The sequence below is a fragment of the Pseudomonas sp. CC120222-01a genome (assembly GCF_003097235.1).
In the GTDB taxonomy this organism is placed as follows: domain Bacteria; phylum Pseudomonadota; class Gammaproteobacteria; order Pseudomonadales; family Pseudomonadaceae; genus Aquipseudomonas.
Genome location: NZ_QEQQ01000001.1, coordinates 202,522 through 222,114, shown reverse-complemented (window position 1 = coordinate 222,114; position 19,593 = coordinate 202,522). Strand labels below are relative to the sequence as shown.

General features: G+C 63.3%; 17 protein-coding genes. 9 read left to right on the top strand and 8 right to left on the bottom strand.

Annotation, left to right across the window (positions count from 1 at the left end; genetic code table 11):
* Positions 1-93: 93 nt before the first annotated feature.
* From hflD to N430_RS01095, 4 genes are all read right to left on the bottom strand, one after another.
* Entirely contained in the window at positions 94-720 is a 627-nt protein-coding gene (hflD, locus tag N430_RS01110; protein ID WP_060511164.1) for a high frequency lysogenization protein HflD, read from the bottom strand.
* Positions 717-1,841 carry a tRNA 2-thiouridine(34) synthase MnmA gene (gene mnmA / locus N430_RS01105; protein ID WP_110631900.1) on the bottom strand — a complete coding sequence of 375 codons (1,125 nt, stop codon included), beginning with the start codon at positions 1,839-1,841 and terminating at the stop codon, positions 717-719. The genes hflD and mnmA overlap by 4 nt, the downstream gene beginning before the upstream one ends.
* 59 nt (positions 1,842-1,900) lie before the next feature.
* Positions 1,901-2,341, bottom strand: coding sequence for an NUDIX hydrolase (locus tag N430_RS01100; protein ID WP_110631903.1), 441 nt, complete (start codon positions 2,339-2,341; stop codon positions 1,901-1,903).
* Between the two features lie 204 nt (positions 2,342-2,545).
* The gene (locus N430_RS01095; protein WP_110631907.1) at positions 2,546-4,771 is read right to left on the bottom strand and encodes an NADP-dependent isocitrate dehydrogenase; all 2,226 of its coding nucleotides are present in this window, start codon (positions 4,769-4,771) and stop codon (positions 2,546-2,548) included.
* 413 nt (positions 4,772-5,184) lie between these two features.
* Here N430_RS01095 and icd point away from each other — a divergent pair, with 413 nt between their 5' ends.
* A complete protein-coding gene (icd, locus tag N430_RS01090) occupies positions 5,185-6,441 on the top strand; it encodes an NADP-dependent isocitrate dehydrogenase (RefSeq protein ID WP_110631910.1) in 1,257 nt (418 codons plus the stop codon).
* A gap of 70 nt (positions 6,442-6,511) precedes the next feature.
* Here the strand turns inward: icd and cspD are convergent, their stop codons facing one another.
* On the bottom strand, positions 6,512-6,778 hold the full coding sequence (gene cspD / locus N430_RS01085) for a cold shock domain-containing protein CspD (RefSeq protein WP_110632537.1): 267 nt from the start codon (positions 6,776-6,778) through the stop codon (positions 6,512-6,514).
* A gap of 230 nt (positions 6,779-7,008) precedes the next feature.
* Between cspD and clpS the strand changes: the two genes are divergently transcribed.
* Together clpS and clpA are read left to right on the top strand one after the other, a co-directional pair.
* Complete coding sequence (gene clpS, locus N430_RS01080; RefSeq protein WP_016488124.1) at positions 7,009-7,371, top strand: ATP-dependent Clp protease adapter ClpS; 363 nt, start codon at positions 7,009-7,011, stop codon at positions 7,369-7,371.
* 30 nt (positions 7,372-7,401) lie between these two features.
* Positions 7,402-9,672 (top strand): ATP-dependent Clp protease ATP-binding subunit ClpA, encoded by a 2,271-nt coding sequence (gene clpA, locus N430_RS01075; protein ID WP_110631913.1) that lies wholly within the window; start codon positions 7,402-7,404, stop codon positions 9,670-9,672.
* Between the two features lie 165 nt (positions 9,673-9,837).
* Here the strand turns inward: clpA and infA are convergent, their stop codons facing one another.
* The 3 genes from infA to aat all read right to left on the bottom strand — a co-directional run bounded on the left by infA (position 9,838) and on the right by aat (position 11,602).
* Positions 9,838-10,056: a translation initiation factor IF-1 gene (gene infA, locus N430_RS01070; protein WP_002553999.1), complete on the bottom strand. Its 219-nt coding sequence runs from the start codon at positions 10,054-10,056 to the stop codon at positions 9,838-9,840.
* 101 nt (positions 10,057-10,157) lie between these two features.
* Positions 10,158-10,865: an arginyltransferase gene (locus N430_RS01065; RefSeq protein WP_054886817.1), complete on the bottom strand. Its 708-nt coding sequence runs from the start codon at positions 10,863-10,865 to the stop codon at positions 10,158-10,160.
* A 56-nt stretch (positions 10,866-10,921) separates the two neighbouring features.
* Positions 10,922-11,602 carry a leucyl/phenylalanyl-tRNA--protein transferase gene (gene aat, locus N430_RS01060; RefSeq protein WP_110631916.1) on the bottom strand — a complete coding sequence of 227 codons (681 nt, stop codon included), beginning with the start codon at positions 11,600-11,602 and terminating at the stop codon, positions 10,922-10,924.
* Positions 11,603-11,904: 302 nt separating this feature from the next.
* Between aat and N430_RS01055 the strand changes: the two genes are divergently transcribed.
* The 6 genes from N430_RS01055 (at position 11,905) to cysG (ending at position 19,576) form a co-directional block, all read left to right on the top strand.
* Positions 11,905-14,478 (top strand): DNA translocase FtsK, encoded by a 2,574-nt coding sequence (locus N430_RS01055; protein WP_371922748.1) that lies wholly within the window; start codon positions 11,905-11,907, stop codon positions 14,476-14,478.
* Between the two features lie 62 nt (positions 14,479-14,540).
* Positions 14,541-15,164: an outer membrane lipoprotein chaperone LolA gene (lolA, locus tag N430_RS01050; RefSeq protein ID WP_060511141.1), complete on the top strand. Its 624-nt coding sequence runs from the start codon at positions 14,541-14,543 to the stop codon at positions 15,162-15,164.
* Between the two features lie 12 nt (positions 15,165-15,176).
* Entirely contained in the window at positions 15,177-16,502 is a 1,326-nt protein-coding gene (locus N430_RS01045; RefSeq protein ID WP_110631922.1) for a replication-associated recombination protein A, read from the top strand.
* A complete protein-coding gene (gene crcB, locus N430_RS01040; protein ID WP_110631926.1) occupies positions 16,499-16,873 on the top strand; it encodes a fluoride efflux transporter CrcB in 375 nt (124 codons plus the stop codon). Before N430_RS01045 ends, crcB begins: the two co-directional genes overlap by 4 nt.
* Positions 16,874-16,903: 30 nt before the next feature.
* Positions 16,904-18,184: a serine--tRNA ligase gene (serS, locus tag N430_RS01035; protein ID WP_110631929.1), complete on the top strand. Its 1,281-nt coding sequence runs from the start codon at positions 16,904-16,906 to the stop codon at positions 18,182-18,184.
* Positions 18,185-19,576 (top strand): siroheme synthase CysG, encoded by a 1,392-nt coding sequence (gene cysG / locus N430_RS01030; protein WP_110631932.1) that lies wholly within the window; start codon positions 18,185-18,187, stop codon positions 19,574-19,576.
* The last annotated feature ends 17 nt before the right edge of the window (positions 19,577-19,593 follow it).

The following is a 19,593-nucleotide window of genomic DNA, read 5'->3' as shown; positions in this document are numbered from 1 at the left end:
GGCGAGCCCGCGAACACCGGCGTAGCCGGTGCCATCCACCGAGTCGCCTGCTTCGCGGGCACGCCCGCTCCCACAAAGAGCCAGCTCAGCCCTTCAGTTGGGGCTGCGCATCATGTCGTACAGTTCGTTGAGCAGCTTGCGCCGGCTGAACACCAGCTGCCAGCGGTGCCCGCCCAGTTGGCGCCACAGGCGCGCGGCGCGGATGCCGGCGAGCAGCAGGGCGCGGATCTTCGAGGCGTTGCTGGCCTGTTGCAGGAAGCGCATGTCGCCGTGCACCTGGATGCGCTGGCGCAAGGTACTCAGGGTGTCCTGGTACAAGGCTCCGCTGGAAGCAATGACATTTTCGTGAACCAGGCCGAAATGGTCGGCCTGGGACTGAATTTGTGGCAGGCGGTTGCCGATGGTGTCGAGCAGGTCGCCGCGCTTGTTCAGCTGACGTTCCAGGCCGAGCATCGACAGGGCGTAGCGCAGTGGTTCGCGCTGCAGGCTGCTGGGATCGCGTTCGAGGGCGCCGACCAGGGCACGATAACCGTCACGCAGGTTGAGGTCGTCGCCGCCGAACACCTCCAGCGTATCCTTGGGGTCACGTACCAGCAGGCTGCCAAGCATGCAGCCGATATTGGCTTCGCTGGCCTGGCCGGTGCGGGCGATGCGGTCGACCAGCACGGCGGCCTGGAACACGCCGCCCAGGGCAATCAGCTGCTCCTGCAGGTTGCTCATGCGCGCGGGCTCCACGGCTCGGCGGTTTCGATCACGCCGCCGCCCAGGCATACCTCGCCGTCATAGAACACCACCGACTGGCCCGGGGTCACGGCGCGCTGCGGCTCGTCGAACGCGGCGCGGTAGCCGGTTTCGGTCAGCTCCAGGGTGCACTGCTGGTCGCTCTGGCGGTAGCGCACCTTGGCGGTCAGCTGGCGCGGGCTGCTCAGGTCGATCGGGTTGACCCAGAAGATTTCCGAGGCGAGCAGGGCGCGGGAGAACAGCCATGGGTGTTCGTTGCCCTGGCCGACCACCAGCACGTTGCGGGTCAGGTCCTTGTGCAGCACATACCACGGCTCGTCACCGGCGTCCTTCAGGCCGCCGATGCCCAGGCCCTGGCGCTGGCCGATGGTGTGGTACATCAGGCCGTGGTGGCGGCCGATCACTTCACCTTCGGTGGTTTCGATGTTGCCCGGCTGGGCCGGCAGGTACTGCTTGAGGAAGTCGCTGAAGCGACGCTCGCCGATGAAGCAGATCCCGGTGGAATCCTTCTTCTTGGCGGTGGCCAGGCCGTGTTTTTCGGCGATGGCGCGCACTTCAGGCTTTTCCAGTTCGCCGACCGGGAACAGGGTGCGGGCAATCTCTTTACCACCGACGGCGTGCAGGAAGTAGCTCTGGTCCTTGTTCGGGTCCAGGCCCTTGAGCAGCTCGGTCAGATCGCCGGTGTCGCGGCGGCGCACGTAGTGGCCGGTGGCGATCAGGTCGGCGCCCAGCGACAGGGCGTAGTCGAGGAACGCCTTGAACTTGATTTCGCGGTTGCAGAGGATGTCCGGGTTGGGCGTGCGGCCGGCCTTGTACTCCTCGAGGAAGTGCTCGAACACGTTGTCCCAGTATTCGGCGGCGAAGTTGGCGGTGTGCAGCTTGATGCCGATGCGGTCGCACACGGCCTGGGCGTCGGCCAGGTCTTCACGGGCGGTGCAGTATTCGGTGCCGTCGTCTTCTTCCCAGTTCTTCATGAACAGCCCTTCCACCTGGTAGCCCTGCTCCATGAGCAGAAGGGCGGAGACGGAAGAGTCCACGCCGCCGGACATGCCGACGATGACGCGGGTCTTGGCGGGGTCTTTGAGTGCTGGGCTGGTCATGGGTACCGGTGTGTATCAAGGGGGAAAAACGCCGATTCTATCAAAACCGGCGCCGCGCGTCAGTCACGCAGCAAGTCGAGGCTGTGCAGCGGGCCAGCGAGGTAGTCGTCGAGGCAGCGCGGGACGAGTTCGCTGCGCCAGCGGCTGGGGTCGGCCAGCAGTTCTTCGCGGGTCAGCCATACGGCACGGACGATGTCGCTGTCCAGGGCCAGGTCGGCATGGTGGCGCACGGGGCGGGCGGCGAAGCAGATGCGCTGGTAGGTCACGCCGTTGCTCGGGGCGGTATAGAGGTAGATGCCGACCACGCCGGTGAGCTCGACTTCCCAGGCGGTTTCTTCCAGGGTTTCGCGCAGGGCGGCCTGGGGCAGGGTCTCGTTGGGTTCGAGGTGGCCGGCGGGCTGGTTGAAGACGTGCTGGTTGGCCTTGAATTCTTCGACGAAGAGGAACTTGCCTTCGTGTTCGACGATGGTGGCGACGGTGATGTGGGGTTGCCAGGTCATTTGCGGGTCCCTTTTAGATTGCCGGGACCGCTTTGCGGTCCATCGCAGGCAAGCCAGCTCCCACAGGTACCGTGTAAGGCTTGAGCCTTGTGCAGTACCTGTGGGAGCGGGCTTGCCCGCGAAGGGCTGCAAAGCAGCCCCAATGTCCAGAAAGCACAAACCCCGGTGCGTGGCCGGGGTTTGTGCTGTTACTTCAAGCGAACCTTACAGGGCGGCAATGGCGCTGTTCAGGGTCTGGCTTGGGCGCATCACCTTGGCGGTCAGCGCGGCATCCGGAGCGTAGTAGCCACCGATGTCGGCTGGCTTGCCCTGAACGGCGTTGAGCTCGGCGACGATGGTCTCCTCGTTCTCGGTCAGGGTCTTGGCCAGTGGGGCGAAGCGGGCCTGCAGGGCGGCGTCGTCGTTCTGGGCAGCCAGGGCCTGGGCCCAGTACAGGGTCAGGTAGAAGTGGCTGCCGCGGTTGTCGATACCACCGACTTTGCGCGAAGGCGACTTGTTGGTGTCGAGGAACTTGCCGGTAGCCTGGTCCAGGGTGTTGGCCAGGACCTTGGCGCGCGGGTTGTCGTAGGTGTTGCCCAGGTGCTCCAGGGAAGCGGCCAGGGCCAGGAATTCACCCAGCGAGTCCCAACGCAGGAAGTTCTCTTCCACCAGCTGCTGCACGTGCTTCGGCGCCGAACCACCGGCGCCGGTTTCGAACAGGCCACCGCCGTTCATCAGCGGCACGATCGACAGCATCTTGGCGCTGGTGCCCAGTTCCATGATCGGGAACAGGTCGGTCAGGTAGTCGCGCAGCACGTTGCCGGTCACAGAGATGGTGTCCTTGCCTTCGCGGATGCGAGTCAGGGAGAACTTGATCGCGTCGACCGGTGCCAGAACACGGATGTCCAGGCCGGCGGTGTCGTGATCCTTCAGGTACTTTTGTACCTTCTCGATCATCACGCCGTCGTGGGCGCGGGCCGGGTCCAGCCAGAACACCGCCGGGGTGTTGCTCAGGCGGGCACGGTTGACGGCCAGCTTGACCCAGTCCTGGATCGGCGCGTCTTTGGTCTGGCACATGCGGAAGATGTCACCGGCTTCGACGTTCTGTTCCAGAACGACCTTGCCCTGGCCATCGACTACACGGACAACGCCGTCGGCCTGGATCTGGAAGGTCTTGTCGTGGGAACCGTACTCTTCGGCCTTCTGGGCCATCAGGCCGACGTTCGGCACGCTGCCCATGGTGGTCGGGTCGAAGGCGCCGTTGGCCTTGCAGTCTTCGATGGTGGCCTGGTAGATGCCGGCGTAGCAACGGTCCGGGATGATCGCCTTGGCATCCTGCAGTTCACCGACGGTGTTCCACATCTTGCCCGAGTCACGGATCATTGCTGGCATCGAGGCGTCGACGATGACGTCGCTCGGCACGTGCAGGTTGGTGATGCCCTTGTCGGAGTTGACCATGGCCAGCGCTGGGCGCTCGGCGTACAGGGCCTGGATGTCGGCTTCGATCTCGGCCTGCTTGTCAGCTGGCAGGTCCTTGATGCGGGCGTACAGGTCGCCGATGCCGTTGTTGGCGTTGAAGCCCACTTCAGCCAGGGCTGCAGCGTGCTTGGCCAGCACGTCATTGTAGAACTCTTCGACGATGACGCCGAACATGATCGGGTCGGAGACCTTCATCATGGTGGCTTTAAGGTGCACCGACAGCAGCACGCCGGAGGCCTTGGCATCGGCGATCTGCTCGGCGATGAAGGCTTTCAGGGCCTTGCGGCTCATGGTGGCGCAGTCGACGATTTCGGCGGCTTTGACGGCGGTCTTGGCTTTCAGCACGGTGGTGCTGCCATCTTTGCCGACCAGCTCGATGCGCAGGCTGTCGTCAGCCTCGATCAGTGCGGCTTTTTCGCTGCCGTAGAAGTCGCCGTTGTTCATGTGGGCAACGTGCGACTGCGAGTCGGCGGCCCAGGCGCCCATCTTGTGCGGGTGCTTGCGGGCGTAGTTCTTGACCGACAGCGGTGCGCGGCGGTCGGAGTTGCCTTCGCGCAGCACCGGGTTCACGGCCGAGCCTTTGATGCGGTCGTAGCGGGCGCGGGATTCTTTCTCGGCCTCGGTGGACGGCTCGTCGGCGTAGTCAGGGATGTTGAAGCCCTTGCCTTGCAGTTCCTTGATCGCGGCCTTGAGCTGCGGTACCGAGGCGCTGATGTTCGGCAGCTTGATGATGTTGGCTTCAGGGGTGGTAGCCAGCTGGCCCAGTTCCGCCAGGTGATCGCCTACTTGCTTCTCTGCGCCCAGTTGCTCCGGGAAGGCGGCAAGGATACGGCCAGCCAGGGAGATGTCGCGAGTTTCGACGGCGATGTCAGCGGAAGCGGTGAAAGCTTCGACGATCGGCAGCAGCGAGTAGGTGGCGAGGGCGGGGGCTTCGTCGGTGAAGGTATAGATGATCTTGGAACGGGTGGGCATGCGGGTTAACTCTCTGTGTGCTGAGCGTGCTCGAGTCTCGTGTTGCGCAGGGTAGGCGCATCGCCCTGGCAACGCCATGAGCGGAAAGTCGAGAGGCTGCGAGCGGTGATGGTGGATGCATCAGTCGAGCGTCAATGCTGAGCTGCGGTAACAGCCCAGACTTTGCGGCCATTCATGGCCAAGGGCGGTCCGCATTTTCCTGGGATTCGCCCCGATGACCCTTCGGTCGCGGCGGAGTATACCAAACCATTTGGGCTAATCAGCAAGGCCAAGTGACATCGGTGCCATTTATAAGACCAAAGACGTAGGGGCAATGTGGTGAATTGCCGCACCGCTTGCAGGTCGACGGATGTGGTTTAGGCTCATTGCATCGCATGATGTCCAATCACACCCGACAGCGGAGTAGTGCAAGCATGGGATACCAGAAAATCAAGGTTCCGACCGACGGCACCAAGATCACCGTCAATGCAGACCATTCGCTCAATGTGCCTGACAACCCGATCATTCCTTATATAGAAGGCGACGGGATTGGCGTCGATGTCTCGCCCGTGATGATCAAGGTGGTCGATGCCGCCGTGCAGAAGGCCTACGGCGGCAAGCGCAAGATCGCCTGGATGGAGGTGTATGCCGGCGAGAAGGCCACCCAGGTGTATGACCAGGACACCTGGCTGCCCCAGGAAACCCTGGATGCGGTGAAAGACTATGTGGTCTCGATCAAGGGGCCGTTGACCACGCCGGTCGGCGGCGGCATCCGTTCGCTCAACGTGGCCCTGCGCCAGCAGCTTGACCTGTATGTGTGCCTGCGCCCGGTGCTGTGGTTCCAGGGCGTGCCAAGCCCGGTGAAAAAGCCCGGCGATGTCGACATGGTGATCTTCCGCGAGAATTCCGAGGACATCTATGCCGGTATCGAGTGGAAGGCCGGTTCGCCTGAAGCGAACAAGGTGATCAAATTCCTCAAGGAGGAAATGGGCGTCACCAAGATCCGCTTCGACCAGGACTGCGGCATCGGCGTCAAGCCGGTCTCCCGCGAGGGTACCAAGCGCCTGGTGCGCAAGGCCCTGCAGTACGTGGTGGACAACGACCGCGAGTCGCTGACCCTGGTGCACAAGGGCAACATCATGAAGTTCACCGAAGGTGCCTTCAAGGACTGGGGCTATGAAGTGGCTCGCGACGAGTTCGGCGCCGAGCTGCTCGATGGCGGCCCGTGGATGAAGTTCAAGAACCCCAAGAGTGGCCGTGAAGTCATCGTCAAGGATGCCATCGCCGACGCCATGCTCCAGCAGATTCTGCTGCGCCCGGCCGAGTACGACGTGATCGCCACCCTCAACCTGAACGGTGACTACCTGTCCGATGCCTTGGCGGCGGAGGTGGGTGGTATCGGCATCGCGCCGGGTGCCAACCTGTCCGACACCGTGGCCATGTTCGAGGCCACCCATGGCACCGCGCCGAAGTACGCCGGGCAGGACAAGGTCAACCCGGGTTCGGTGATTCTCTCGGCGGAGATGATGCTGCGGCACATGGGCTGGACTGAAGCGGCTGACCTGATCATCAAGGGCACCAATGGTGCGATTGCAGCCAAGACCGTGACTTATGACTTCGAGCGCTTGATGGACGGCGCTACGTTGGTGGGCAGCTCGGGCTTTGGTGATGCGATGATCAAACATATGTAAGGCAATAGAAAACCGGCCGCTTCCGTTAAAGAAGCGGCCGGTTTTTTCGTATACCGGCAGAGGGCAGGGGTCAGACTTGCACGGTTACGCCCTCGGACTGGCCTGCAGCGCTGGCCGTGGTGGCAGCAACAGCGGCGGCGTCCCTGATATTGACCGCATGCAGGCCCTTGGGGCCCTGAATGATCTCGAATATCACGGATTGGCCGGCCTTGAGCGTCTTGTATCCGTCCATCTGCACCGCTGAATAGTGCGCGAACAGATCCTCGGTTTTACCCTCCTCATTGACGAATCCGTAGCCCTTGGCATTGTTGAACCACTTGACTTTACCGCTTGCCATCCCTATGTCCCTCTGCAAAGGACTCCATCACTGGAGTATCATCCACTTCATCCGCATACGAACCATGCGAAAAATCTGGTTGACTGCGCGGATCTTTATCGACCACGGTGGGTTCTTATTGGTTGTAACACCGTTTTGCCGATAGTCAAGGTCAGGTGGCGCGTGCGCCAGCGGCCGCCAATGCAGTCAACCCACAACCTTAACCTGACGCTCATGATGAAATTCTTTCCATGCATGCACCCAGTGAGATTCGACTAACATTCAATCAGGATCGCCCGCAAACGAATGAGGACGACGGCTCAGGGCTTGCGGTACAGGAAGCCAAGCCGATCCTGCAGGCGCCACCGATGTACAAGGTGGTTTTATTCAACGATGACTACACGCCGATGGATTTCGTCGTCGAAGTGCTCGAAACGTTCTTCAGTCTGAACCGCGAGCTGGCGACCAAGATCATGCTGACCGTCCATACCGAAGGGCGGGCAGTGTGCGGATTGTTTACCCGTGACATCGCCGAAACAAAGGCCATGCAGGTCAACCAATACGCCAGGGAAAGCCAGCATCCGCTACTCTGTGAAATCGAGAAGGACGGTTAATCGCCGACCACTTGGGTATGAGGTGAAGCTATGTTAAACCGCGAGCTCGAAGTCACCCTCAATCTTGCCTTCAAGGAGGCTCGTTCGAAGCGTCATGAGTTCATGACCGTCGAACATCTGCTGCTGGCACTCCTTGACAATGAGGCTGCTGCGACCGTTCTGCGCGCCTGTGGCGCCAATCTCGACAAACTCAAGCACGACCTGCAAGAGTTCATCGACTCCACTACACCCCTGATCCCCGTCAACGACGAAGACCGCGAAACCCAGCCGACCCTGGGCTTCCAGCGTGTGCTGCAACGTGCCGTGTTCCACGTGCAGAGTTCCGGCAAGCGCGAAGTCACCGGTGCCAATGTGCTGGTAGCAATCTTCAGCGAACAGGAAAGCCAGGCTGTGTTCCTGCTGAAACAGCAGAGCGTGGCCCGTATCGACGTGGTCAACTACATCGCCCACGGCATCTCCAAGGTGCCGGGCCATGGTTCGCATTCCGAAAGCGACCAGGAAATGCAGGACGACGAGGGTGGCGAAACCTCCTCTTCGAGCAACCCGCTGGACGCCTACGCCAGCAACCTGAACGAGCTGGCCCGTGCCGGCCGTATCGACCCGCTGGTGGGCCGCGAGCTCGAAGTCGAGCGTGTTGCGCAGATTCTGGCCCGTCGACGCAAGAACAACCCGCTGCTGGTCGGTGAGGCCGGCGTCGGCAAGACTGCCATCGCCGAAGGCCTGGCCAAGCGTATCGTCGATGGCCAGGTGCCTGACCTGCTGGCGCAGAGCGTGGTCTATTCGCTGGACCTCGGTGCGCTGCTGGCCGGTACCAAATACCGCGGTGATTTCGAAAAGCGCTTCAAGGCGCTGCTCGGTGAGCTGAAGAAGCGCCCGCAGGCGATTCTGTTCATCGATGAAATCCACACCATCATCGGTGCCGGTGCGGCGTCGGGCGGGGTGATGGATGCGTCCAACCTGCTCAAGCCGTTGCTGTCGTCCGGTGAAATCCGTTGCATTGGTTCGACCACCTTCCAGGAATTCCGCGGCATCTTCGAGAAGGACCGTGCCCTGGCGCGACGCTTCCAGAAGGTCGATGTCAGCGAGCCATCGGTGGAAGACACCGTTGGTATCCTGCGTGGGTTGAAAGGCCGCTTCGAGAGCCACCACAACATCGAGTACAGCGACGAAGCCCTGCGCGCCGCCGCCGAACTGGCCTCGCGCTACATCAATGACCGGCACATGCCGGACAAGGCCATCGACGTGATTGACGAGGCGGGTGCCTATCAGCGCCTGCAGCCCGAAGCCAATCGGGTCAAGCGCATCGATGTGCCGCAGGTCGAGGACATTGTCGCCAAGATCGCGCGGATTCCGCCGAAGCATGTCACCAGTTCCGACAAGGAGCTGCTGCGTAACCTCGAGCGCGACCTGAAACTGACCGTGTTCGGTCAGGACCAGGCCATCGACTCGCTGGCCACCGCCATCAAGCTGTCCCGGGCGGGCCTCAAGTCGCCGGACAAGCCGGTCGGTTCGTTCCTGTTCGCTGGCCCAACCGGTGTGGGCAAGACCGAAGCGGCGCGGCAGCTGGCCAAGGCGCTGGGCGTCGAGCTGGTGCGCTTCGACATGTCCGAGTACATGGAGCGCCACACCGTGTCGCGCCTGATCGGTGCGCCGCCTGGCTACGTTGGTTTCGACCAGGGCGGCCTGCTGACCGAGGCGATCACCAAGCAACCGCACTGCGTGCTGCTGCTCGACGAAATCGAGAAGGCCCACCCGGAAGTCTTCAACCTGCTGCTGCAGGTGATGGACCACGGGACCCTGACCGACAACAACGGGCGCAAGGCCGACTTCCGTAACGTGATCCTGATCATGACCACCAACGCCGGTGCCGAAACCGCCGCGCGGGCCTCGATCGGCTTCACCCATCAGGACCACGCGTCCGATGCCATGGAAGTCATCCGCAAGAGCTTCACGCCGGAGTTCCGCAACCGTCTGGACACCATCATCCAGTTCGGCCGCCTGAGCACCGAGACGATCAAGAGCATCGTCGACAAGTTCCTCATCGAACTGCAGGCGCAGCTGGAAGACAAGCGTGTGCTGCTGGAAGTCAGCGATGCCGCCCGCGGCTGGCTGGCGGTGTCCGGCTACGACGTGCAGATGGGCGCGCGGCCGATGGCGCGGCTTATCCAGGACAAGATCAAGCGGCCATTGGCCGAGGAGATCCTGTTTGGCGAGCTGGCCGAGCACGGTGGCGTGGTGCACGTCGACCTGCGCGATGGCGAACTGGTGTTCGACTTCGAGACCACGGCTGAGGTTGCGTGACAGTGGGGCCGCTTTGCGGCCCATCGCGAGCTACGCTCGCTCCTACAGGGGATGCGTAACCCCGTAGGAGCGAGCGTAGCTCGCGATGGGCTGCGGAGCAGCCCCCTGCAATCTCAAAGGCACAAAAAAGCCCGGCACATGGCCGGGCTTTTTCATGGCTAGAGCTTAGCGCGCACGGTAAGTGATGCGGCCCTTGCTCAGGTCGTAAGGCGTCAGTTCGACGCGGACCTTGTCGCCAGTGAGAATACGGATGTAGTTCTTGCGCATCTTTCCGGAGATGTGCGCGGTTACGACGTGCCCGTTTTCCAACTCCACGCGGAACATGGTGTTGGGCAGGGTGTCGACGACAGTACCTTCCATTTCGAAGCTGTCTTCTTTCGACATGCAGTAGAGCCCTCGGATCCAGTGTTGGCCCGACGCATAACCGCACCGGGCAAAAAAGTGGCGTGGATTATGCCCGAAAACTGTGTGTCAAGCCAATGCTTTCAGTTGAGGGTGACCCAGCGCTGGTTTATCAACAGCTCGATAGGCCGATACTGCGTCTTGTAGTTCATTTTCTTGCAGTTCTTGATCCAGTAACCCAGGTACACCGCCTCCAGGTCCTGGCGCAGGGCTTCGGTGATTTGCCAGAGGATGGCAAAGCGGCCGAGGCTGCGGCGTTCTTCTTCAGGCTCGTAGAACGTGTATACCGCCGACAGGCCGTTGGGCAGCAGGTCGCAGACGGCGACTGCCAGCAGGCGGCCTTCCAGGCGGAACTCGTAGAACCAGCAGAACGGCAGGTCGCGGACCAGGAAGGTGGAAAACTGGTCGCGGCTCGGCGGGTACATGTCGCCATCGGCGTGACGGGTTTCGATGTAGCGCCGGTACAGGTCGAAATATTCTTCCTTGAACGCCGGGCGGGCGGCCGTCACGGTCAGGTCGGCGTTGCGCTTGAGAATGCGCCGCTGCTGGCGGTTGGGGATGAAGCGCGCGGCGGGGATTCGCGCCGGTACGCAGGCATTGCAGTTCTGGCAATGCGGGCGGTACAAGTGGTCACCACTGCGGCGAAAGCCCATTTCCGACAGGTCGGCATACACATGCACGTCCATCGGCTGGCTGGGGTCGAGGAACAGCGTGGTGGCCTGTTCGTCCGGCAGGTAGCTGCAGGAGTGGGGTTGAGTGGCATAGAACTTCAACCGCGCCAACTCTGTCATGATCAACCCCCTCGGTGAGACTTTGCTTTAAGTGTAAGCCAGCTGGCAGAACTCGCCTAGCAAACCCAGGTGGCACTGTTGGGCTGGTCGAGGTGGCGCGCCAGGTAGTCGGCGAAGCGGGCGCGGCTGATGGCACGGGCACCAAGGCTGTGCAGGTGGTTGGTTGGCATCTGGCAGTCGATCAGCACAAAGCCGGCCTGGCGCAAATGTTCGACCAGCGTCACGAAGCCGACCTTGGAGGCATTATCGGCGCGGCTGAACATCGATTCGCCGAAGAACAGCTGGCCGATCGCCAGGCCGTACAGGCCACCGACCAGCTCGCCGTCCTCGCGCACTTCCACCGAGTGGGCGATGCCGCGCCGGTGCAGTTCGCAGTAGGCATTGCGCATGGTGTCGGTAATCCAGGTGCCGTCGGCGTAGTCGCGTGGGGCCGCGCAGGCGGCAATCACCGCCGGGAAGTCGCTGTCGAAGCTGACCTGGTAGCGGCCCTGGCGCATCAGCTTGGCCAGCGAGCGTGAGACGTGCAGCTCGTCCGGGAACAGCACCGTACGTGGGTCGGGCGACCACCAGAGGATCGGCTGGCCGTCCTGGTACCAGGGGAAGCAGCCATGCCGGTAGGCTTGCTCCAGGCGCTCGGGGCTCAGGTCGCCGCCAGCGGCGAGCAAACCGTTGGGGTCGTGCAGGGCCTTTTCCAGGGGCGGGAAGGTCAGCGAGTCGCGGGTCAGCCAGGTGAGCATGGTCTATCGTGCGGTGGGGGAGGGGAGAGGGCAGCATGGCGCGCAGGGCTTGCGGGGTCAATGCTGGCAGGGTCATGAGTCATTGGCGGGCAGCGGAATAGGCAATTTCCTACACATTCATGAAAGCATAGGCACCATCCGCTACATTTGCTGTCACACCTGTGCAAAAACACAGCATAAGCCTTTGTCACAAAAGAAAATGCATGCTCAAATTGCACCTATACGAAAGTCGCCCCCACGCGAGAGCCATACGGCGTGCCGTCATGGCGGCTGGCGGGCAGTAATGTTAAAAGTAGTGGTTCATTGGCCAGACACCGGCCGATCACTACTGGACGCGCAGCACGCGCAGGAATAGACGCGTTTTGAAGAAATCCACCGCAACTCCAGCTCCCTTGCCCGTGCCCCTGTGGCGCCAGCAGCTGCATTACCGCCTCAAGGAAGGTGCGTTGATCGCTGTCGGCGCCCTGTGCCTGTACCTGTGGATGGCACTGCTGACCTACGACACGTCGGACCCGGGCTTCAGCCACACCAGCAACATCGACCAGGTGCAGAACGCCGCCGGGCGTGCCGGTGCGTACTTCGCCGACATCCTGTTCATGGTGCTCGGCTACTTCGCCTACATCTTCCCGCTGCTGCTGGCGATCAAGACCTGGCAGATCTTCCGCGAGCGCCATCAGCCGTGGCAGTGGAGCGGCTGGCTGTTCTCCTGGCGGTTGATCGGCCTGGTGTTCCTGGTGCTGTCGGGCGCGGCCCTGGCGCATATCCATTTCCACCCGCCGGCGAGCCTGCCGTTTTCTGCGGGCGGTGCGCTGGGCGAAAGCCTCGGCGACCTGGCGCGCAACCTGCTGAACGTGCAGGGCAGCACGCTGATGTTCATTGCCCTGTTCCTGTTCGGCCTGACCGTGTTCACCGACTTGTCGTGGTTCAAGGTGATGGACATGACCGGCAAGATCACCCTCGACCTGTTCGAACTGGTGCAGGGCGCGGCCAGCCGCTGGTGGGAAGCCCGCAACGAGCGCAAGCGCCTGGAAGCGCAACTGCGTGAAGTTGACGAGCCGGTGTTCGACCTGGGGCCGAAGGCCACCGACAAGCGCGAGCCGGCCAAGCCGGCACTGCGCGAGCGCATTTTCAAGCGTGAAGAGGCGCCGGCCCAGCCTGTTGTACCACGCGAGCCGACCCTTGCCCGTGAACCCGTCGTGCGCAGTGAACCGACCCTCGCCCGTGAACCTGTCGTGCCGCGTGAGCCCGTGGTCCCGCGCGAGCAGCCGCCTGTAGTGGCCCCGACCATCGTGCCACCGGCCGCGGCCAGGGCGCCGGAGCCGAGCAAGCGGGTGATGAAGGAAAAACAGGCGCCGCTGTTCGTCGACAGCGCCGTGGAAGGTACCTTGCCGTCGATTTCCATCCTCGACCCGGCCGAACAGAAGAAGATCGAGTATTCGCCAGAGTCCCTGGCCGGTGTCGGTCAGTTGCTGGAAATCAAGCTCAAAGAATTCGGCGTGGAAGTCTCGGTGGACTCCATCCACCCAGGCCCGGTGATTACCCGTTACGAAATCCAGCCGGCCGCTGGCGTCAAGGTCAGCCGCATCGCCAACCTGGCCAAGGACCTGGCGCGATCGCTGGCGGTGACCAGTGTGCGGGTGGTCGAGGTGATTCCCGGCAAGACCACCGTGGGTATCGAGATCCCCAACGAAAACCGGCAGATGGTGCGCTTCTCGGAAGTGCTGGCCACACCGCAGTACGACGAGCAGAAATCGCCGGTCACCCTGGCCCTGGGCCACGACATCGGCGGCAAGCCGGTGATCACCGACCTGGCCAAGATGCCGCACCTGCTGGTAGCCGGTACCACCGGTTCCGGTAAGTCGGTGGGTGTCAACGCGATGATCCTGTCGATCCTGTTCAAGTCCAGCCCGGAAGACGCGCGGCTGATCATGATCGACCCGAAAATGCTCGAACTGTCGATCTACGAGGGCATTCCGCACCTGCTGTGCCCGGTGGTCACCGACATGAAGGACGCCGCCAACGCCCTGCGCTGGAGCGTGGCCGAGATGGAGCGGCGCTACAAGCTGATGGCGGCCATGGGCGTGCGTAACCTGGCTGGCTTCAACCGCAAGATCAAGGACGCCCAGGAAGCCGGCGAGATCATCCATGACCCGCTGTACCGCCGCGAGAGCATGGATGACGAGCCGCCAGCGCTGAAGACCCTGCCGACCATCGTCGTGGTGGTCGACGAATTCGCCGACATGATGATGATCGTCGGCAAGAAGGTCGAAGAGCTGATCGCCCGTATCGCCCAGAAGGCGCGGGCCGCCGGTATCCACCTGATCCTCGCCACCCAGCGCCCGTCGGTGGACGTGATCACCGGCCTGATCAAGGCCAACATCCCGACCCGCATGGCGTTCCAGGTGTCGAGCAAGATCGACTCGCGGACCATCATCGACCAGGGCGGCGCCGAACAGCTGCTGGGCCACGGTGACATGCTGTACATGCCGCCGGGCACCAGCCTGCCGATCCGTGTCCACGGTGCATTCGTTTCCGACGATGAAGTGCACCGCACGGTCGAGGCGTGGAAGCTGCGTGGCGCACCGGACTACAACGACGACATCCTCAATGGCGTCGAAGAGGCCGGCAGCGGCTTCGATGGCGGCGGCGGTGGTGGCGATGGTGACGATGCCGAAACCGATGCCCTGTATGATGAGGCCGTGCAGTTCGTGCTGGAAAGCCGCCGCGCTTCCATCTCGGCGGTGCAGCGCAAGCTGAAGATCGGCTACAACCGCGCTGCGCGGATGATCGAGTCGATGGAAATGGCCGGCGTGGTCACCCCGATGAACAGCAACGGCTCGCGGGAAGTGATTGCCCCGGGCGGCCCGCGCGACTGATGAACACCTTGCCGGGCGCCAACGGTGGCGCCCGGCCTTTTCAATGCTCAATGAGGATTCCCATGCGCGCGATTCGCATGCTGTTGGTTTCTGCCCTGACCCTGGGCTCGGTTACTGCTTATGCCGGTGAGCAAGACGTACAACGCCTGACCCAGCTGTTGGAAAAATCCCAGACCATCGAGGCCAACTTCTCCCAGCTGACCCTGGACGCCGGCGGCACCAGCCTGCAGGAAACGTCCGGCAAGATGACCGTGAAGCGCCCGGGCCTGTTCTACTGGCACACCAATGCGCCGCAGGAGCAGGTGGTGGTGTCCGACGGCAAGAACGTCACCCTGTGGGACCCGGACCTGGAACAGGCGACCATCAAGAAGCTCGACCAGCGCCTGAACCAGACCCCGGCATTGCTGCTGTCTGGTGACGTGTCGAAGATCAGCCAGAGCTTCGACATCACCTCCAAGGAGCAGGGCGACGTGATGGACTTCACCCTCAAGCCGAAGACCAAGGACACCTTGTTCGACTCGCTGCGCGTGTCGTTCCGCAAGGGCCTGATCAATGACATGCAGCTGATCGACAGCGTCGGCCAGCGCACCAACATCCTGTTCAATGGCGTCAAGGCCAACCAGGCGGTGCCGGACAGCCAGTTCAAGTTCGACATCCCCAAAGGCGCCGACGTCATCAAGGAGTAAGCAGAGCTCGCCATGGACCTGTTTCGAAGCGAACCCGTCGCCCAACCTCTGGCGGCCCGCCTGCGCCCGTCCAACCTGGACGAGTACGTCGGTCAGGAACACCTGCTGGCGCGCGGCAAACCGTTGCGCGAGGCGCTGGAGCAGGGTGCGCTGCACTCGATGATCTTCTGGGGCCCGCCCGGGGTAGGCAAGACCACCCTGGCGCGGCTGCTGGCGCAGTTCTGCGATGCGCACTTCGAGACGGTGTCGGCGGTGCTGGCCGGGGTCAAGGAGATCCGCCAGGCCGTCGAAGTGGCCAAGCAGCAGGCCGGCCAGTATGGCCGGCGCACCATCCTGTTCGTCGACGAAGTGCACCGCTTCAACAAGTCCCAGCAGGATGCCTTCCTGCCCTATGTGGAAGACGGCACGCTGCTGTTCATCGGTGCCACCACCGAGAACCCGTCGTTCGAACTGAACAACGCCTTGCTGTCGCGGGCGCGGGTGTATGTGCTCAAGAGCCTGGACGAAGCGGCGCTGCGCAAGCTGGTCAACCGTGCGCTGACCGAGGAGCGGGGCTTGGGCAAGCGCAACCTGCGTGTGGGTGACGACGCCTTCAAGATGCTCATGGCCGCCGCCGATGGCGATGGCCGGCGCATGCTCAACTTCCTTGAGAATGCCTCGGACCTTGCCGAAGATGGCAGCGAGATCGACGTCGAGATGCTGCAAAGCCTGCTCGGCGACAGCCGTCGGCGCTTCGACAAGGGCGGCGAGGCGTTCTACGACCAGATTTCCGCGCTGCACAAGTCGGTGCGCGGTTCCAATCCCGATGGTGCCCTGTACTGGTTCGCACGCATGCTCGACGGCGGCTGCGACCCGCTGTACATCGCCCGCCGCGTGGTGCGCATGGCCAGCGAGGATATCGGTAACGCCGACCCGCGCGCCCTGAGCCTGTGCCTGGCCGCCTGGGACGTGCAAGAGCGCCTGGGCAGCCCCGAAGGCGAGTTGGCGGTGGCCCAGGCCATCACCTACATCGCCTGTGCGCCGAAAAGCAATGCGGTATACGTGGGCTTCAAGACCGCGTTGCGCGAGGCCGCCGAACATGGCTCGCTGGAAGTGCCACTGCACCTGCGCAATGCCCCGACCAAGCTGATGAAGCAACTCGGCTACGGCGAAGAGTACCGCTACGCCCACGACGAGCCCGATGCCTACGCTGCCGGCGAAGATTACTTCCCGGAAGAACTCGAGCCGCGCCAGTATTACCAGCCCGTGCCGCGAGGCCTGGAGCTGAAGATCGGCGAGAAGCTGCGCCACCTGGCCGACCTCGACCGCAACAGCCCCCGTCAACGGAGAAAACCGTGATTGCACTGATTGCCGCCGTCAGCGCGGGCGGTATTGCCGGTACCTTGATGCGCTTCGCCACCACCAACTGGGTCGCGGCCCACTGGCCACGGCACTTCTATCTCGGTACGCTGGCGGTCAACCTGGTCGGCTGCCTGCTGATCGGCCTGCTCTATGGCCTGTTCCTGCACAAGCCGCTGGTGCCGGTCGAACTGCGCGCCGGCCTGATCGTCGGCTTCCTTGGCGGCCTGACGACCTTTTCCTCCTTCTCGCTCGATACCGTGCGCCTGATCGAAAGTGGGCAAGTGCCCCTCGCCTTGGGCTATACCAGTATCAGCGTGGTGGGCGGGCTCCTGGCCACCTGGGCCGGCCTGTCCCTGACCCGATTCTGAACCAACACCTACCTATAACGAGAGAACGATATGCTCGATTCCAAACTGTTACGCGGCCAACTTCAGGAAGTGGCGGATCGCCTGGCCTCCCGTGGCTTCAGCCTGGATGTCGCGCGCATCGAATCACTGGAAGAGCGCCGCAAGGCGGTGCAGACCCGCACCGAGCAGCTGCAGGCCGAGCGTAACGCCCGTTCCAAGTCGATCGGCCAGGCCAAGGCCAAGGGCGAGGACATCGCCCCGCTGATGGCTGACGTCGAGCGCATGGCCAACGAACTGGCTGCCGGCAAGGTCGAGCTGGACGGTATCCAGGCCGAGCTGGACGGCATTCTGCTGACCATTCCCAACCTGCCGGACGCCAGCGTACCGGTCGGTGCCAGCGAAGACGACAACGTCGAAGTGCGCCGCTGGGGCACCCCGGCCGCCTTCGATTTCGAGATCAAGGACCACGTCGCCCTGGGCGAAGTCAGCGGTGGCCTGGACTTCGAAGCTGCGGCCAAGCTGTCCGGCGCGCGTTTTGCCGTGCTGCGTGGGCCGATCGCCCGCCTGCACCGTGCACTGGCGCAGTTCATGATCAACCTGCACACCGGCGAGCACGGTTACGAGGAGCACTACACCCCGTACCTGGTCCAGGCCCCGGCCTTGCAGGGCACCGGCCAGCTGCCGAAGTTCGAGGAAGACCTGTTCAAGATCACCCGCGAAGGCGAAGCCGACTTCTACCTGATCCCGACGGCCGAAGTGTCGCTGACCAACCTGGTCGCCGACCAGATCCTCGACGCCAAGCAACTGCCGTTGAAACTGGTTGCCCACACCCCGTGCTTCCGCAGCGAAGCCGGCGCGTCCGGCCGTGACACCCGTGGCATGATCCGCCAGCACCAGTTCGACAAGGTCGAGATGGTCCAGGTGGTCGAGCCGTCCAAGTCGATGGAAGCCCTGGAAGGCCTGACCGCCAACGCCGAGCGCGTACTGCAGCTGCTGGAGCTGCCATACCGCGTACTGGCCCTGTGCACCGGCGACATGGGCTTCGGCGCCGTGAAGACCTACGACCTGGAAGTGTGGGTGCCGAGCCAGGACAAGTACCGCGAAATCAGCTCCTGCTCCAACTGTGGTGACTTCCAGGCGCGCCGCATGCAGGCCCGCTGGCGCAACCCGGAAACCGGCAAGCCTGAGCTGGTGCACACCCTCAACGGCTCCGGCCTGGCCGTAGGCCGTACCCTGGTAGCCGTGCTGGAAAACTACCAGCAGGCCGACGGTTCGATCCGCGTACCGGACGTGCTCAAGCCTTACATGGGCGGCGTCGAGGTCATCCGCTAAATGGATTACCTGCCGCTGTTCCACAAGCTGCAGGGCGGCCGGGTTCTGGTCGTCGGCGGCGGTGAGATCGCCTTGCGCAAGGCGCGCCTGCTGGCTGATGCCGGCGCCGCGCTGCGCGTGGTGGCGCCGGATGTCGACGGCCAGCTGGCCGCGTTGGCCCGGGAAGGTGGCGGTGACGTGCTGGTGCGTGGCTATCAGGCGGCCGATCTGGTCGGCTGCCGGCTGGTGATCGCGGCCACCGACGACCCTGGGCTCAACGCCCAGGTGTCGGCCGATGCGCAGGCGTTGAGCCTGCCAGTCAACGTGGTGGATGCGCCGGCCCTGTGCACGGTGATCTTCCCGGCCATCGTCGACCGTTCGCCGTTGGTGATTGCGGTGTCCAGTGGCGGTGACGCCCCGGTGCTGGCGCGGTTGATCCGCGCCAAGCTGGAGGCCTGGATTCCGTCGGCCTATGGCGAACTGGCCGGGCTGGCTGCGCGGTTCCGGCACAAGGTCAAATCCTTGTACCCGGACGTCAATCAGCGCCGTGGCTTCTGGGAAACCGTGTTCCAGGGCCCGATTGCCGAGCGCCAGCTGGCCGGGCAGGGCGCCGAGGCCGAGCGCCTGTTGCAGGCGATGGTCGACGGTGCGCCGGTGCAGCAGGGCGGTGAGGTGTATCTGGTGGGGGCGGGGCCGGGTGATCCGGACTTGCTGACCTTCCGTGCCTTGCGCCTGATGCAGCAGGCCGACGTGGTGCTATACGACCGCCTGGTGGCACCCGCCATCATCGAGATGTGCCGGCGTGATGCCGAGCGCATCTACGTTGGCAAGCGCCGCGCCGACCATGCCGTGCCGCAGGACCAGATCAACCGCCTGCTGGTCGACCTCGCCCAGCAGGGCAAGCGTGTGTTGCGCCTCAAGGGCGGCGACCCGTTCATCTTCGGCCGGGGTGGCGAAGAGATCGAGGAGCTGGCCGAGCACGGCATTCCGTTCCAGGTGGTACCGGGGATTACCGCGGCCAGTGGTTGCTCCGCCTATGGCGGCATTCCGCTGACTCACCGTGACTATGCCCAGTCGGTGCGTTTCGTTACCGGCCACCTCAAGGATGGCACCAGCAACCTGCCGTGGGATGACCTGGTGGCGCCGGCCCAGACCCTGGTGTTCTACATGGGGTTGGTGGGGTTGCCGACCATCTGTGCCGAGCTGATTCGCCATGGGCGAGCGGCGAGTACGCCGGCGGCACTGGTGCAGCAGGGCACTACGCGCAATCAGCGGGTGTTCACCGGTACCCTGGCGGATTTGCCGGAGCTGGTGGCACGGCATGAAGTGCATGCGCCGACCCTGGTGATTGTCGGGGAAGTGGTGCAACTGCGCGACAAGCTGGCTTGGTTCGAAGGTTCGCAACAAGACTGATGTGGCTGGGGCTGCTT

Excerpts from the sequence above, each read along its gene's own strand:
- hflD (WP_060511164.1), bottom strand. The coding sequence starts at position 720 with ATGAGCAACCTGCAGGAGCAGCTGATTGCCCTGGGCGGCGTGTTCCAG.
- mnmA (WP_110631900.1), bottom strand. The coding sequence starts at position 1,841 with ATGACCAGCCCAGCACTCAAAGACCCCGCCAAGACCCGCGTCATCGTC.
- N430_RS01100 (WP_110631903.1), bottom strand. The coding sequence starts at position 2,341 with ATGACCTGGCAACCCCACATCACCGTCGCCACCATCGTCGAACACGAA.
- N430_RS01095 (WP_110631907.1), bottom strand. The coding sequence starts at position 4,771 with ATGCCCACCCGTTCCAAGATCATCTATACCTTCACCGACGAAGCCCCC.
- icd (WP_110631910.1), top strand. The coding sequence starts at position 5,185 with ATGGGATACCAGAAAATCAAGGTTCCGACCGACGGCACCAAGATCACC.
- cspD (WP_110632537.1), bottom strand. The coding sequence starts at position 6,778 with ATGGCAAGCGGTAAAGTCAAGTGGTTCAACAATGCCAAGGGCTACGGA.
- clpS (WP_016488124.1), top strand. The coding sequence starts at position 7,009 with ATGCATGCACCCAGTGAGATTCGACTAACATTCAATCAGGATCGCCCG.
- clpA (WP_110631913.1), top strand. The coding sequence starts at position 7,402 with ATGTTAAACCGCGAGCTCGAAGTCACCCTCAATCTTGCCTTCAAGGAG.
- infA (WP_002553999.1), bottom strand. The coding sequence starts at position 10,056 with ATGTCGAAAGAAGACAGCTTCGAAATGGAAGGTACTGTCGTCGACACC.
- N430_RS01065 (WP_054886817.1), bottom strand. The coding sequence starts at position 10,865 with ATGACAGAGTTGGCGCGGTTGAAGTTCTATGCCACTCAACCCCACTCC.
- aat (WP_110631916.1), bottom strand. The coding sequence starts at position 11,602 with ATGCTCACCTGGCTGACCCGCGACTCGCTGACCTTCCCGCCCCTGGAA.
- lolA (WP_060511141.1), top strand. The coding sequence starts at position 14,541 with ATGCGCGCGATTCGCATGCTGTTGGTTTCTGCCCTGACCCTGGGCTCG.
- N430_RS01045 (WP_110631922.1), top strand. The coding sequence starts at position 15,177 with ATGGACCTGTTTCGAAGCGAACCCGTCGCCCAACCTCTGGCGGCCCGC.
- serS (WP_110631929.1), top strand. The coding sequence starts at position 16,904 with ATGCTCGATTCCAAACTGTTACGCGGCCAACTTCAGGAAGTGGCGGAT.
- cysG (WP_110631932.1), top strand. The coding sequence starts at position 18,185 with ATGGATTACCTGCCGCTGTTCCACAAGCTGCAGGGCGGCCGGGTTCTG.